Here is a 14,409-nt window from a genome sequence, read left to right on the forward strand (position 1 = left end):
TGTCGCTATGACGGCAAAATGTGATGGGTACCCATATGGGCAACAGGGAGATAGTGTAAGGAGGTGTTGTGCCGCCACAAACGTACAAAATGACTTAAACAACAAACAAAAGTCAGTCATAATGTATGACATTCAAACAAAGTGCCTGAAACGCAACTCATTATTCGTATGTCATCATCCTTAGACCCACTCGATCAGCAAATTATTGATTTACTCAAAGTGAATGCACGCTTACCCATCGTGGCGATGGCAAAAGCGCTAGGCTGCGCCCGCAGCACCGCACAATTACGCTTAAAGTCATTAGAGGACCGTGGCATCATCAGTGGCTATACAGTCGATGTCTCTATCAGCCGCAGTCGCCCCAGCATACGCGCAATGGTCTTGATTTCTATCGAATCGCAGCATGAACCTGAAATCATGCGGGCACTCACTAAGCGGCATGAGATTATCAAATTGTACACGGTTAGTGGTCGCTATGATTTGTGCGCGATGCTGTCGACGGAATCGACGCACGAACTCGACGCGGTGATTGACAAAATTCGCTTGATTAAAGGCGTGGTAGACACGTTTTCGACGATATTGCTGTCGACTAAATTAGATAGACCGGAATAATCACTGCCTAGTCAACGTAGATAAAAAGATACCAAAAGTACGCAGAGCCCGTGCGGCAAAGAATGCTCATTTAGTGTGCAATGTTCGATTCCTAAGACATCATACTTACGACCTGCTCAATACAAGACTATTCGACGGAAATGAAGGACAGTCGAAAATCCCACTTCGATATGAACAACAATCAAACTGGCTAATGTCGGCATGAAACCAGAATTTCCGTTCTGATTTCAATACGGCACTGCTAATTTTGTACAGAAATCCATACATTGTGCGTACGCACAATCGCTAGATTTGACCAAACTTAAGTTTTTCATAAGAAGCACGAAGATCATCATTTTCTGAATGTCATAATCATGCACGACCGAAGACATATCGGATCGTTGATAACAATAATAAAGGTGACGTAGGAACGAGTTTTTCCAACGTTTTTTATCCTCAAGTTATAGAAAGAGACATCATGATCGTAGGCGTACCTAAAGAAATTAAAAACCACGAATATCGCGTGGGCATGACCCCATCTTCCGTACGTGAATTGACTTCACGTGGACATCAAGTTTTGGTTCAAAAGAATGCGGGCACCGAAATCGGCTTAACAGATGAACAGTACAAAGCAGTCGGTGCTGAACTAGTAGAAAACGCAAAAGAAATTTTTGAACGTGCGGAAATGATCGTCAAAGTAAAAGAACCGCAGCCCGTTGAATGTGCCATGCTGCGTCCAGGTCAAATTTTATACACGTATCTACATCTTGCGCCGGACCCTGAACAGACTGCGGCATTAGTCAAATCAGGCGCGATTTGCATCGCTTACGAAACGATCACCGGGGCGAATGGTGGCTTACCTTTATTGGCACCAATGAGTGAAGTTGCTGGTCGTATGGCGATCCAAGCCGGAGCCGCACATTTAGAAAAATCCAAAGGTGGCATGGGCTTATTGCTCGGCGGTGTTCCCGGCGTTTCACCTGCACATATAGTCATAATTGGCGCTGGTGTGGTTGGCACCAATGCGATGCAAATGGCGGTTGGTACCGGTGCGCGCGTTACTGTGCTCGATAAGAGTGTTGATCGCCTACGTCAATTAGATTTGGTTTATGGTAACCGCATCTCAACCGTCTATTCGAATGCGCAATCAATCGAGGAAGCTGTGCTCTCCGCAGATTTGGTTATCGGCGGTGTTTTGGTACCAGGCGCGGCCGCACCAAAATTAGTGAGTCGCGATCTGATCTCACGCATGAAAAAAGGCGCTGTTGTGGTCGATGTCGCAATCGATCAAGGTGGATGCTTTGAAACATCACATGCAACAACCCATGCTGAGCCGACCTACCTCGTCGATGGCGTTATTCATTATTGCGTGGCAAATATGCCAGGAGCAGTCGCTCGGACTTCAACATTCGCCCTCAACAATGCAACGGTAGGGCATGCGGTTGCACTGGCAAGTAAAGGATGGAAACAGGCACTGCGCGACGATGTACATTTGCGTAACGGTCTGAATGTTTGTGAAGGGCAGGTAACCTATGAAGCCGTTGCTCGTGACTTGGGCTATCAATACGTCGCAGCCGACGACGTATTGAGATAGATCTTTCAAAAAGCGTTCTGACGAAAAAAATGCCGGCAAAATCATCATTCTTGCTGGCATTTTTTGTTAACTAATTCCACCTGATCTTCTCGTTACAACAGACCGTAGGGCGCCGTTTATTTACCGGCACTGACACCACCAATACCGTCAACTGTCTTACTAATCGATTTAGGATTGCCAAAGTAATTTAACGAACCTATTCCCTGGACGTTGGCTTTCAGTTTTTCGGTGGCAGTGACTTCAACCGAACCGATACCTTCAACAGTAGCATCCACATTTTCTGCGACTAGACCTTTCGCATCAACAAACCCAACCCCTTGTGCACGCAATTTGAAATCTCGAACCTTGCCACTCATTTTGAGCAAACCAACACCCTCGTAGTTCAACTCGAATCGGTCTCCTGCGATCTTACTCACCGTCGTCAAACCTGCCCCCTCCATTTTGAACTTCGACAATGAGGGCATCGTAACGATGACTTTCAGGTCATCGGAAATGCGAATATTTTTCTTTTCTTTATAGCTAATCAGTAACTCATCACCGGCGATATCCGTAACGATTTTATCCATGTATTTATCATCGCCCTTCACGAGAATAGAATGGGCTGAACCAATTACCACCTCAACGGAGAGCGCTCCTTGCGTACGAATTGTGCTAAATGGTGTGACTTTACGTACTTGTTCACCAGCAGCTGCAAGTGAACTGACGAGAGCAAGACCAAGGACAAAGCTAGGTACAAATAATTTACGCATGACAAACTCCAAAGTGAGGTTAGAGGGGATTAAAAAGCATCCAGTCACGACAGTTTGCCTAGATTTCGAAAACTTGTCTTGCAAAAAAGATGAAATGACGGTTAGAGGGAACAGAATGCAAATTTCAAGCTTGAGTTGCCTGAACTGTAGACCAAGTATTGCGTCCTTGCTATCCACTAAAGTAATCACAAAACCATGCCTGAGATCTATCGAGTCATTGCAACCACGATCAATTAACCGGATGTTTCAGCACGATCTTTTTCGTTTAGCGTGCCGATCAAAAGCGAAAAAAAAACGGCATCCAAAATTTGGATGCCGCTATTCCTGACGAAAAATTTACTTCGTTACAGCAGGAGTGCTTGCACTGACAGCAGCTTTAGCTGGCGCTTTCTCCGCCATTTTTTCATTTACTTTTTCGGTTACTTTTTCAGTCGCTTTTTCAGCATGTTTTTTAGTAGCTTTCTCTGCATGCTTTTCGACTGATTTCATATGGGTAGCTGGTTTCACATCCGCTGTCGCAGCAGCTTTAGCCGCTGCCGGAACACTTGCCGCTGCACTTGCTGCCGTCGATGCTGCTACGGTTGCAGATGCCACCGCCTTATGGGCCGAGGCAATACTTGCTGACGCAGAAGCGACGGCTGGAACACTGGCAACTGCAGCCGCAGCGCTTGGTTTTGCGGTTGGAGCAGGTGTCGCCGGTGTTTGATTTGCTTGCGCCAATGCTGTACCAAAGGTGATTGCTGAAGCAACGATTGTGAGTGCAATTTTTTTCATGATGACATTCCTAAAAGTGTGTAGTAAAAAGTGTGTGTAATACTGAAACAACTACCGGTCCTGCTTACTTATTTGACTTACTAATTCGCAGTGCTTGCTGCGTACTCCTATAACGAAGTCGAATTTTTTTCTGTTGACACGAATTTCAAAAATTTTTTAAATCAATTCTATGGATTCACTTGCGCGTTATCGATAGAACGATACAACCCCCAATCAAATTGAACCCAAAACTAGGATTCTTATACGGCTTGAATGAGAAACAAAATGGGAAGTTAACGACTGCGTAAAAAAATAAAACTCGGTGAAATGGGGATCATCAGAGCAGTTTCAAGAGCACAAAAAATTTAAATTATTTTCTCTTGAAAAGCGATTTTCTTATCTACATATCCGTATCAGCAGATGCTCAAGTGAGGTCTGCAAAACAATTTATCGCTTACTTTTAAAGGATATTCATCATGCGTAATTTCGACTTTTCTCCACTCTACCGTTCCGCTATTGGTTTTGACCGTTTAGCTCAGCTCATGAACGAGGCTCAGCGTACTGAAGCCACGCCAAGTTACCCGCCTTACAATATTGAACTGGTGAATGAAGATCAATACCGTATCAGTATGGCGGTCGCTGGCTTTGATCGCACGGAGATTGAAATTGAGTCTGAACGTGATCTTTTAAAAGTAGTCGGACGCAAAACTAAACCTGAAATTCAAGGTACATTTTTACATCGCGGCATTGCCTCTCGTGATTTCGAACATAGTTTCCGCTTAGCGGACCACGTCAAGGTCGTTGCCGCACGTTTAGACAACGGTCTATTAAATATTGAACTGCAAAGAGAAATTCCCGAAGCTCACAAACCGCGTCGTATTTTGATCGATGCAGAGCCGCTTAAGACCGTTGATCATCTGCAAGCCGCATAGAGATAGGATGTCTCCTTTGTCGAACTGTTCGACACTTGTTTTACGCTTTAAATTCTAGTTCCCCTCCTGGCGTGATCGGCAACGGTCACGCTTTTTTTCTAGAATTTAAAATAGCTTTGATTTGAACGCGATTGGACTCTGCTAAGATCGATCTATTCTTCCCCATTCTAAGAATAGAAAATCACTATGCGAATTCAATCTCTACTCTACGCAATCGCTGCACTGCTGATGCTTATGCTGGAAAATGTGAGCATGGCAGGTACCACACAGATCGCAACACTGCGTCTAGACTATTTTCATAGCGGCAACGCGAAAACTGAACACTACGCTCTAGATCGAATTGTTATCGAGCCATTACCTTGGCCAGGCAACCCAAAGAAAAACTTGGACAATACAAATCGCGGCTCGCATTTATTTGAAGTTCGCGACAAGCAAACAGGAAAATTACTCTACTCGCGCGGCTTTGCCACCGTGTTTGGAGAATGGCAATCCACCGATCAGGCGAATAAATTAGAACGCGGATTTCAAGAATCCTTGCGTTTCCCCAAACCCGACGCGCCAGTTTCGGTACACGTTCTCAAACGAGATAATCACAATCAATTCCAATTAGCATGGAGTATCGATGTCGACCCAAATGCACAACAAGTCATTCGACATTCTGCTGCACCTCAATTCACTCCCGTTTTAGTCCACGGCGATGGAAAGACCCAAAACAAAGTCGATTTATTGATTATCGGCGATGGGTACACCAAGAAAGAGATGACAAAGTTTATCCGCGATGCAAAACGCATGAGTCGGTATTTATTTACAGTCTCACCGTACAAGGAGCGATCGGACGATTTCAACGTATGGGCGCTCGCAGTTCCCACTTTACAAACAGGTATTTCGCGTCCATCAACTGGCCAATTTCACGCGGATAGCACGGGCGCAAGCTATGATATTTTTGGTAGTGAACGTTATGTCCTCACTCTAGATAACCGTGCTTTGCGGGAAATCGCACAAAACGCGCCATACGAATTTATTGAAATTTTGGTCAATAACGAGACCTATGGAGGCGGTGGCATATTTGGACAATTTTCGACCGCAGCCGCAAATAGCGATTGGGCGAATTATCTCTTTGTTCATGAATTTGGACACCATTTCGCCGCGTTGGCAGATGAATATTACACGTCGCCAGTAGCCTATCAAACAGGTGCAGACATTTTGGTGGAACCTTGGGAGCCGAATGTCACTGCGTTAAAAAATCCTAGCCAATTAAAGTGGCGAGACCTCATTCAAGATGGGACCGCAATTCCTAGTTCCTGGCCAAAAGAACGCTATGAAGCGATTGCACGTGAATTTCAGCAGACTCGCGCGCAACTGCGAAAAGAACAACGCCCCGAAACAGAAATGAGTGCGCTGTTTAAAAAAGATCTCGCGGAGACCACTGAGTTATTTTCAAAAGATCCGAATTACAACAAGATTGGCGCCTTTGAAGGAGCAAATTACGAAGCAAAAGGCTATTTCCGTTCACAAATGCAATGTTTAATGTTTGACCGTAGCGAGCAATTTTGTCAGGTATGCCAAAACGCTATCCATAACATTATTGATCTGTATAGCCGCTAAGTGCGACTACAGGATCGACATTAAATGGAAAGGACAGCTTAAATCGACTTGGCAGTCGGGGCATTATTCCGATCCGTTCGTGTCTGAAAAACAGCGCACCAACAATTGTCTTAGCCACTGATTTCCCTCATCTTGAGCAAAGCGTCGATGCCAAAAAATATTGGTTTGCAAAGAAGGTAGTTTGAGAGGTGGTTTGCAGTACTGCAATCGAAATGGCGCGGCAGCGCTCGAAGCAAGTTTTTGAGGAACGATTGCGATTAAATCTGTGGTACTAACAATATACGGTACCGAGGCAAAATGGGGCACAGTGAAACTTGCGCGGGCAATCATTCCTGCCTTTTCCATCGCCTGATGAATCTTGTCGTAGGGACTTTCTTTGGTCGACACCACGAGGTGCGGAGTCTGTACGAAATCTTTGGCATTCATGCCCTCCCGCATGGTCGGGTGATGTTGGCGATAAAGGCAAACATACTCTTGTTGGAACAAGCGGCGGTGGTATAGAGCGCCAGAGATTTCATCAAACGCCCCCAATGCGAGATCAATCCGACCAGTCTCCATTTCTGCCATCAGATCAATACTGTTGGCTCTGACCGTCGCCAAATGAATCTGCGGTGCCAACAGGCGGCATTGCTCAATCAGAATCGGCATGAAATACATTTCGCCCACGTCTGTCATGGCAATCGTAAAATTCCGTTGACTACGAGCACTATCAAAAGTGTCGTGTTGATTCAATGCTTTGGTAATTGACACCAAGGCGGCCGCCACGGGCTCCGCGAGTTGTTGCGCCAAAGGGGTTGGCTGCATACCGTGCGATGTGCGGACAAAAAGCGGGTCATTGAAGGTCTTACGTAGGCGCGCCAGGGCATTGCTGACCGCAGGCTGCGACAGATTGAGTTTTCGAGCAACCGTGGATATCTGTCTTTCTTGAAAAACTTCTTGAAAGACAACCAGAAGATTTAAGTCGATGTCTTTGGCTTCTATCAAACCTACCCCCATTATTGATTTTATGAATGATCTACATTCTAGTATTTATATCGCAAAAAAGGGACGATTACACTACATTAGCGGATTAAGTTTTATCCATCCCAAGGAAACATTGATAGTTAGGTGATACTTGCTATTTTTACAGGGTACTTTGTGTGCTTGACATCAGGTCTGCATCCTTTCACATCTTCTTTCTTTTCTGACGTTTAATACCAATTTTTTGAGTATCTCTTTTATTCTGGATATGGTCATGACAATACAATACATGAGCGGGTTTGCTAACGAATTTGCGACCGAGGCCTTGCCGGGTGCGCTGCCAAAGAATCAGAACTCACCACAACAATGTGCTTATGGCTTATACGCCGAGCAAATTTCTGGAACCGCTTTCACCGCACCACGTCACGCAAATCGTCGCTCCTGGACTTACCGCATTCGACCTGCGGCCATGCATCAACCATTTGTGCAAATTGGCAATGGCAATATGACCAACGATTTTACCCAGGTGCCAAGTTCCCCCAATCAATTACGTTGGGATCCACAGCCATTCCCAGCAACCCCAACCGACTTTATCGACAGCTGGCTGACGATGGGCGGAAATGGCTCGGCAGACTCGCAAACAGGTTGTGCAATTCATTTGTATGCCGCCAACCAAGACATGACCGATAGATTTTTTTACGATGCGGACGCTGAGTTGCTGATCATCCCTCAGCAAGGACGCTTACATTTGAAAACCGAGATGGGCTTAGTTGATATTGAACCGCAGGAGATCGCGGTCATTCCACGTGGCGTACGTTTTCAAGTGACGCTTCCAGATGGCGAGGCCCGTGGTTATATTTGTGAGAACTTTGGGGTGATGCTCAAGTTGCCAGACTTGGGCGTGATTGGCTCAAATGGCTTGGCAAATCCGCGCGACTTTTTAACACCTACCGCATGGTACGAGGATCGTGAAGGCGCATTTCAACTGATCGCTAAATTTAGTGGTAATTTTTGGCAGGCGTCGATAGATCACTCGCCACTCGATGTCGTTGCATGGCATGGCAACATGGCACCTTACAAATATGATCTGCGCCATTTCAATACCATCGGTTCGATTAGTTATGACCATCCTGACCCTTCGATTTTTCTGGTGTTGCAATCGCCAAGCAACACCCCCGGCGTCGACACGATCGATTTTGTCATATTCCCGCCGCGCTGGTTAGCTGCCGAGAACACGTTCCGTCCCCCTTGGTTCCACCGCAATATTGCGAGCGAGTTTATGGGATTAATTCATGGACAATACGACGCGAAATCAGGAGGATTCCGTCCGGGTGGTGCAAGTTTACACAATTGCATGAGTGGGCATGGCCCCGATGCTCCGACCTATGAGAAGGCTAGCCAGATAGACACGAGCGTACCGCAAAAGGTCGATAACACCATGGCGTTCATGATAGAAACATGTACCATTATCAAACCAACCCATGCCGCAATGAATTCTCCGCAGCTACAAGCTGACTATTTTCAATGCTGGCAAGGAATCAAGAAAAATTTCAACCCGCATCAAGCGTAAAAAAATTCAGTCATTAGAAAGCAATTGATTATGAGCGTTCAACTCAACGAAACTCACAGCCCAGCACTACGTAGTTGGGTTGTTTCCGCCAATGATGGCGCCACAGATTTTCCTATTCAAAACCTGCCATTTGGCATTTTCCGTCGAGCTGGGAGCAATGAGGCGTTTCGCGTTGGCGTTGCTATCGGAGATCAGATTCTCGATCTGAGTATCGCGTTGCATGCCGGCATATTTGCTGAAATTAGCAATGCCGCTTTGGCACATGCGCTAACGGCAACCCAACTCAATCCTTTGATGGATTTAGGAAATCAAGTTGCATCACAAGTCCGACTATGCCTCTCCAAGGCATTGCGTGAACATGCGGTCGCCCAGAAACAATTGGTCGGTACACTTATCGCGCAAGCGGAGGCTGAGTATGCCTTGCCGGCCCAAATCGGCGACTATACCGATTTCTATACCTCCATTCACCATGCTACTTCGGTCGGTAAATTATTCCGTCCAGACAATCCGCTTCTTCCGAACTACAAGTGGGTTCCCATTGGCTATCACGGTCGCTCGTCTTCGATCGGCATCTCTGGACAAGCATTCCGTCGTCCGATTGGGCAGACCATGCCACCGAACGCAACAACGCCGACTTTTGGTCCAGCAAAAAGAATGGACTACGAGTGCGAAGTTGGTATTTTTATTGGACAAGGGAACGCATTAGGAAGCGCAATTGATATTCAAGAGGCAGAACAACACGTGTTCGGTATGTGCTTGCTGAACGACTGGTCAGCGCGCGATGTCCAAGCTTGGGAATATCAACCTCTGGGCCCATTCCTTGCGAAAAATTTCGCCTCCACAATCTCGCCTTGGGTCGTAACACTCGAAGCCTTAGCACCTTACCGAAAAGCGTGGTCACGTGAGGCAACAGACCCCCAACCTTTGGCGTATCTTGACCACGCAGATGTCCGCAATGCAGGCGCATTCGATATTCAACTTGAAGTTCTATTGCAAACCCGCAAAATGCGTGAAGATGGCTTGCCAGCACAGCGTTTATCCTTGTCTAATTTCTGCCACTCTTATTGGACTGTTTCTCAAATGGTGGCGCATCATACCGTCAATGGCTGCAATTTGCGGGCCGGTGATTTCTTAGGGTCAGGCACACAGTCAGGTCCCGCCGCCGAAGAAGCGGGTTCACTACTTGAACTCACGGAAGGCGGTAAGAAACCGATTACTTTTAGTAATGGGGAACAACGGATATTCATTGAAGATGGCGATAGTATTGTCATGCGTGGGTGGGCACAAAAAGAAGGCGCACCACGAATTGGTTTTGGCGAAGTTGTTGGCTCCCTGCTCCCAGCACGTTCAATTCCCTGAAAAAAATCACCGAACTCCCCCCAATGCGTACTGACTTTTATGACTAAGTTGGTACGCCATTGGGCCGTTCTGATTGCATAAACCGCAAATCCCCGCAAAAAAATCTGGTTGGACCTTATCGAAGTGTTCGTTCACCAAACACTGTAAGAAAAAGACCTCATTATTTCTAGTTTTCCTTTTCATCACGGTGGGAATTTGCTTAAATAGCTGCACTCCGAAGATTTTAATTATTTGCAAATACAAGACAGGGATAACATGGCTGGTTTAACTAGACTATTTGGCATGGCGCTCGTGATGACGAGCTTCTTAACGGGATGTGCATCAATTAAGATGGCAAGCCAAGCCGAAGACGCAAAAGCAAAATCCTTTGCGGCAGACCCGAATCAAGCGAATCTTTACATTTATCGCAATGAGTTTATGGGTGCAGCGATCAAAATGCCTGTCGAAATAGATGGGAAAGAAATCGGCAAGACCGGCTCAAAAACTTACTTTGCCGTAAAAGTTGCTCCTGGAAAGCACACCCTTGTATCGAAAGCGGAGAACGACTTTGTTCTCGATCTAAGCGCAGAGGCTGGTAAAAATTACTTTATTTGGCAAGAAGTCAAAATGGGACTCTTGATGGCGAGAACAAAATTACAAGTCGTCGATGAGGCAACAGGCAAAGCGGGCGTCAATGAATCCCAACTCATCGATACGTCGATCATTGAGACTAAACCGAGTACCGCCCCCAAACAAAACCCAAGTGGATCAGTGTCGTCGGTCAGCGAAGAACCAAGTAAATCACCAAGCGCAACACTCGTTCCAACGAAGGAAGAGAGGCATTCAACTCATGAATCGCCAACAAAAGGGGCATCAACCGAGACAACATCAACGCATCTCACGGACGGCCCCATTAAAGTGGAGCGTGTGCCTTTTGAAATTGGTGTTTCATCGGTCACCGTAGAACGTATTGCAAAGAAAAATAGTTGTGAATCGAAAAAAGGCGCTGGACTTTTGTATAAAAAAGGTCCACTCGAGGTGTACCGAGTCAATTGTGAAGATGGTCGTGAACTCAAAGCGCGATGTGAATTACGGCAGTGTGAGATTTTCAACCCTTGAATTCACCCGTCTTAAAAAACGTGCAAATTCGTTTGCACGTTTTTGCATTCCTGATCAAAGAATTTAGTTTTTACGCATTTTTTTGACTGATTGGTGCATCAAGCGACTGTAAATCACTGCGTACTTTTTCAATCACTTGGTTCCAATCACCAACTTGAATTTGTCGGTACAGTCGCATACTAGGGTACCAAGGACTATCCTCTCGCTCTATCATCCAACGGAAGTCCGCCTCGTATGGCAAGAGTAAAGAAACCGGAATTCCCAAAGCACCAGCTAAATGCGCAACTGAAGTGTCGACCGAGATTAAGCAATCCAATTGACTCAATGCACCCGCAGTATCAGCAAAATCATTTAAGTCAGCATCGACAATCGCAATTCGCTTACCGAAATTCCTTAAAAGTTCTAAGTTCATCCGATCTGAACGACGAATCTCTTTTTGCAGAATGACGAAATCAGCATCGTATTGAAAGAGCTTACTAAATATCGCGAATGGGATACTTCTCTGAGCATCATTCAGATGATGTACCGATCCTGCCCAAACTAAGCCTATTTTCCGCCGAATGCGATTAGCCTGCACCGGAAAAGCTGATTCTATTTTCTTACGCCACTCATCCACGGTCGTCTGGTCGATGCGCAAATAAGGTATCGCTTGCGGGATGGTTTCCACGCGAAGTTGCAGAGCATGTGGAAGACTCATCAATGGACATTGGAAATCGAAGTTCTGTGGGGCCTCGCCTGTCATGAAGACGGTAACTGGCAAGCATTGCAATAACTTAAAAAGCGGAGCTTGAACTTCGAATACAATTTCGGCACCCCTATTTTGCAGCAATGCTAACAAGCGACAAAACTGCAAAGTATCGCCCAAGCCCTGTTCTGTGTAGATCAATATGCGTCGACCACGAATGTCTTGCTCCCCAGTCCATCGTGCTTGCCGAAATTCTCGGCGAGAAGCATCCCATTGGGAATTTTTCCAACGCCATTCATACAGGTGCCATCCTTCCGCAAAATCACCTAAACTGAGCAAGCACATCGCCTTATTCAGGTGTGGGCTCACATAGGTCGGATCTAGGCGTATTGCAATATCAAACGAGTCAAGGGCTTCTTGATAGCGTCGCAATTTCTGCAAGGCGACACCCCAATTATTGTGCAATTTAGCACTGCTCCCAAATCGCGCAGCCTCTTGACGATAAATCGCTTCGGCATCATCCCACTTACCTTGCTGAACTAAGCCGTTTGCGACATTCATTTCGCTAGGTGGATGAGTGCGCGCGGTACCAACTACCCCTGCGACATTGCTGAGTTGGGCTGATCCTAGCGAGGTCAAAACTGGGCGATCGAAACGCCGATTGCAAGCGAGCGCAAGATCCTTCAGGACCGTACTCCACTGACGTGGCGCGACTTGTCTGAACAATTTCACACTATCGTACCAAGGGCTATCACGCCTTTCGAGTAGCCATCTAAAGTCTGGAACATAGGACAACGCGATCCAAGTCTCCACACCCATCGCAGCAGCAAGATGTGCGACAGAGGTATCAACACTAATGACTAAATCCATACACGCAATTAAACCGGCAGTATCACTAAAATTAGTGATCTGTGTTGTATGGTTTTGAATCGACAGTCGCGCCAACAGTGCGAGATCATTCACTTTGATCTCTTTTTGCAAAGCGTGAAATTCAATTTCTGGATGGAGGAACTGCTGAAATTGGGAGACTAACTGGTCAAGCGCAATACTTCGGTTTTTGTCATTTGTATGCGCTTCAGATCCTGACCAAACCAAACCTATCCTTGGTCGTTTCGTCGCGCCAAGTATCTCCTGCCATTTTGCACGGCTCTTGGGTTCAACAAAAAGATAGGGCCCCGAGTTTGGTATCGACCTCAATTCCGTTTTTAACACGCGCGGGGCGCTGAGCAAAGGCAATTGATAGTGGAAGACCGGTATTTGTGCGCCGGCGGTCATCACCTCAATTTTTGCCGCTTCAGGCCACTGCGTAATGCTATGTTGCATTAAACTGTATAAAGGGTCGTTCACCACCAAATAAACCTTTTCTGCTTGCTTGGCGAGGAGCGCAGCATAGCGAGAAAACTGTATCGTATCGCCAAAACCCTGCTCAGGATGAAGAATGATGATTTTTCCTTCAAGCGAATTACTGCCATTCCACAAAGGATAAGAGAAGAGTTCAGCGTGTATCGACATCGCGGCATTTTGCCAACGTGCCTCGTAGAGTGACCATCCCTCTTTCCAACGCCCTGTCAATAGGCAGAGCATCCCCTTGTTGGCTGCCGCAACGCTGTCGCGCGGATTGCGATCCAAGATGTCTTCATAAGCCAATAAGGCCTCTTCAAACCTATGCAAATTTTGTAATGCATTCGCACGATTATTCCGTACCCCCGCCACGTTAGGTTCTAATGTCAATGCTCGATCGAAATTGTCTAATGCCCTTTGATAGTCACACAGCGATAAGTAGGCAATACCCAAATTACCATAGGCATTCGTATAGTTCGGATTAATTTGAATGGCTGCTTGGTAGGCAAGCACTGCATCTGTTTCTCGCCCCATTCCTAACAAAATGCTTGCGCGCAAATTGTGCGCTTGCTCCGCATTGGGTCGACGTTGTAATACCGCGTCGACTTCCTCTAAAGCATCGGCATAGTTTTTTTCCTGCTGTAGAACACTCGCTAATTGCATCCTCAAATTCAACGATTCTGGCAAATTCTTGACTGCAGTTTGCAATACAGATTTGAGTTCGCTATGTTTGCCTAAACTAGTTAATAAGGCTAATTTGTTTTTATAGGCGAGTTCATAGCAGGGATCAACGATGAGTGCTCGATCAAAATACTGCAGTGCTCGGTCAAACAGTTTCAGTTGTTTGAGACACATTGCGTAATTATGCAATGCCAACAATTTTCGAGGCTTCAATTCGAGAGCACGTTCGAAATAGTGAGCACTTTCGGTTGCATTACCCATTTGTAGATACAAATTGGCTAAAGAAACCAAAGCATCGATATGGTCTGGCTGGCGCTCTAAGAACTGCAGATACAGGGGCAGTGCTTCTTGTAATTTTCCGGTCTGATGCAAGCGAAAAATGGTTTTAAAATCGTAATTTGCAGTCATGGAAGATGAGGTATTTTTTGTTTCCGAGCAATCAATTTCTATTGGTCATCACTCTAGCTTATTTCGCGTTGATTGGGCACAGC

The 14,409-nt window shown here is 46.0% G+C and carries 11 protein-coding genes; 7 read left to right on the top strand and 4 right to left on the bottom strand.

The features are described from left to right. Nucleotides 1-168 precede the first annotated feature (168 nt). On the top strand, nt 169-612 hold the full coding sequence (locus KDM90_RS17075; RefSeq protein WP_212676833.1) for an Lrp/AsnC family transcriptional regulator: 444 nt from the start codon (nt 169-171) through the stop codon (nt 610-612). Nucleotides 613-1,069: 457 nt separating this feature from the next. Further along, the gene (ald, locus tag KDM90_RS17080; protein ID WP_212676834.1) at nt 1,070-2,185 is read left to right on the top strand and encodes an alanine dehydrogenase; all 1,116 of its coding nucleotides are present in this window, start codon (nt 1,070-1,072) and stop codon (nt 2,183-2,185) included. Nucleotides 2,186-2,301: 116 nt separating this feature from the next. On the opposite strand, the gene KDM90_RS17085 is transcribed toward ald, so the two are convergent. Together KDM90_RS17085 and KDM90_RS17090 are read right to left on the bottom strand one after the other, a co-directional pair. Further along, nucleotides 2,302-2,934, bottom strand: a complete 633-nt coding sequence (locus KDM90_RS17085) for a head GIN domain-containing protein (RefSeq protein ID WP_212676835.1) — start codon at nt 2,932-2,934, stop codon at nt 2,302-2,304. A gap of 336 nt (nt 2,935-3,270) precedes the next feature. Continuing rightward, complete coding sequence (locus tag KDM90_RS17090; RefSeq protein ID WP_212676836.1) at nt 3,271-3,708, bottom strand: hypothetical protein; 438 nt, start codon at nt 3,706-3,708, stop codon at nt 3,271-3,273. A 455-nt stretch (nt 3,709-4,163) separates the two neighbouring features. Between KDM90_RS17090 and KDM90_RS17095 the strand changes: the two genes are divergently transcribed. Beyond that, entirely contained in the window at nt 4,164-4,619 is a 456-nt protein-coding gene (locus KDM90_RS17095) for an Hsp20 family protein (protein WP_212676837.1), read from the top strand. A gap of 186 nt (nt 4,620-4,805) precedes the next feature. Next, entirely contained in the window at nt 4,806-6,224 is a 1,419-nt protein-coding gene (locus KDM90_RS17100) for a M64 family metallopeptidase (RefSeq protein WP_212676838.1), read from the top strand. A 63-nt stretch (nt 6,225-6,287) separates the two neighbouring features. Here the strand turns inward: KDM90_RS17100 and KDM90_RS17105 are convergent, their stop codons facing one another. Continuing rightward, entirely contained in the window at nt 6,288-7,220 is a 933-nt protein-coding gene (locus tag KDM90_RS17105; RefSeq protein WP_230409864.1) for a LysR family transcriptional regulator, read from the bottom strand. 232 nt (nt 7,221-7,452) lie between these two features. Here KDM90_RS17105 and hmgA point away from each other — a divergent pair, with 232 nt between their 5' ends. The 3 genes from hmgA (at nt 7,453) to KDM90_RS17120 (ending at nt 11,211) form a co-directional block, all read left to right on the top strand. Next, the gene (hmgA, locus tag KDM90_RS17110; RefSeq protein WP_212676911.1) at nt 7,453-8,754 is read left to right on the top strand and encodes a homogentisate 1,2-dioxygenase; all 1,302 of its coding nucleotides are present in this window, start codon (nt 7,453-7,455) and stop codon (nt 8,752-8,754) included. 30 nt (nt 8,755-8,784) lie between these two features. Next, the gene (gene fahA / locus KDM90_RS17115; RefSeq protein ID WP_212676839.1) at nt 8,785-10,113 is read left to right on the top strand and encodes a fumarylacetoacetase; all 1,329 of its coding nucleotides are present in this window, start codon (nt 8,785-8,787) and stop codon (nt 10,111-10,113) included. A 255-nt stretch (nt 10,114-10,368) separates the two neighbouring features. Beyond that, nucleotides 10,369-11,211 carry a DUF2846 domain-containing protein gene (locus tag KDM90_RS17120; RefSeq protein ID WP_212676840.1) on the top strand — a complete coding sequence of 281 codons (843 nt, stop codon included), beginning with the start codon at nt 10,369-10,371 and terminating at the stop codon, nt 11,209-11,211. Between the two features lie 70 nt (nt 11,212-11,281). On the opposite strand, the gene KDM90_RS17125 is transcribed toward KDM90_RS17120, so the two are convergent. After that, nucleotides 11,282-14,326: a tetratricopeptide repeat protein gene (locus tag KDM90_RS17125; protein ID WP_212676841.1), complete on the bottom strand. Its 3,045-nt coding sequence runs from the start codon at nt 14,324-14,326 to the stop codon at nt 11,282-11,284. Between the last annotated feature and the right edge of the window lie 83 nt (nt 14,327-14,409).

This window comes from Affinundibacterium fentianense (assembly GCF_018139545.1).
In the GTDB taxonomy this organism is placed as follows: Bacteria; Pseudomonadota; Gammaproteobacteria; order Burkholderiales; family Burkholderiaceae_D; genus Undibacterium; species Undibacterium fentianense.

Coding starts and splice junctions, on each gene's coding strand:
- KDM90_RS17075 (WP_212676833.1), top strand. CDS start 169: ATGTCATCATCCTTAGACCCACTCGATCAGCAAATTATTGATTTACTC.
- ald (WP_212676834.1), top strand. CDS start 1,070: ATGATCGTAGGCGTACCTAAAGAAATTAAAAACCACGAATATCGCGTG.
- KDM90_RS17085 (WP_212676835.1), bottom strand. CDS start 2,934: ATGCGTAAATTATTTGTACCTAGCTTTGTCCTTGGTCTTGCTCTCGTC.
- KDM90_RS17090 (WP_212676836.1), bottom strand. CDS start 3,708: ATGAAAAAAATTGCACTCACAATCGTTGCTTCAGCAATCACCTTTGGT.
- KDM90_RS17095 (WP_212676837.1), top strand. CDS start 4,164: ATGCGTAATTTCGACTTTTCTCCACTCTACCGTTCCGCTATTGGTTTT.
- KDM90_RS17100 (WP_212676838.1), top strand. CDS start 4,806: ATGCGAATTCAATCTCTACTCTACGCAATCGCTGCACTGCTGATGCTT.
- KDM90_RS17105 (WP_230409864.1), bottom strand. CDS start 7,220: ATGGGGGTAGGTTTGATAGAAGCCAAAGACATCGACTTAAATCTTCTG.
- hmgA (WP_212676911.1), top strand. CDS start 7,453: ATGGTCATGACAATACAATACATGAGCGGGTTTGCTAACGAATTTGCG.
- fahA (WP_212676839.1), top strand. CDS start 8,785: ATGAGCGTTCAACTCAACGAAACTCACAGCCCAGCACTACGTAGTTGG.
- KDM90_RS17120 (WP_212676840.1), top strand. CDS start 10,369: ATGGCTGGTTTAACTAGACTATTTGGCATGGCGCTCGTGATGACGAGC.
- KDM90_RS17125 (WP_212676841.1), bottom strand. CDS start 14,326: ATGACTGCAAATTACGATTTTAAAACCATTTTTCGCTTGCATCAGACC.